This window comes from Polaromonas sp. P1_G2, from assembly GCF_056405515.1.
In genome coordinates, this window is the sequence record NZ_JBFUBY010000768.1 from 1 (window position 1) to 568 (window position 568).

1 protein-coding gene is annotated in these 568 nt (G+C 61.2%); it reads right to left on the reverse strand.

Annotated features, from left to right (window positions below):
• A partial coding sequence (locus AC1D0P_RS27480) for an AAA family ATPase (RefSeq protein WP_477679624.1) occupies positions 1-568 on the reverse strand: 568 nt, incomplete at both ends.

The window sequence follows — 568 nt, forward strand, 5'->3', positions numbered from 1 at the left end:
ACGAACACCTTGCGTATGGTCGTCTGCTGCTCGGTCGATGTCAGCTCCGAAGGCGGATAATCCGTCTGATGGACGACCAGCAACCGTGCGAGGATCGGCACGGCGTGAGACAGCGGCACCGTGCCGGCGGTTAGAAATTCTTCCAACCTCTGCATTGCTTCGGCCATCGGCAGTGCATCCGATATGGCACATTCTTGCCTGAGAAGCTGCAGGAAAGGGAAAAGAGCGCTGTTRGCGTGCGCCAGGGAGCATTGCGCTGTCATCGTCTTTGCCGTCGGCAGCTTGCCGGCAACTTCGAACAAGAGCCGCGACTTGCCGATCCCCGGCTCTCCGCAAACCAGCAGCCAGCGCGGGCAACGGTCCGCAGCGACCTGTTGGCTGAGCGCGAGAATTTTTCGGATTTCATCCTCACGCCCGATGAGCGGCGTAAGGCCCGTCCTCGTGAACCTGCCGCCGCGCGGCAGCGCCTTGGTGGCGCATCGAATATGAACCGGCTCCTTGAAGCCCTTCAAGGCGATGAGGCCGAGATCTCGGAACTCGAAGGCACGATGGGCGGACGCGTAAGTGT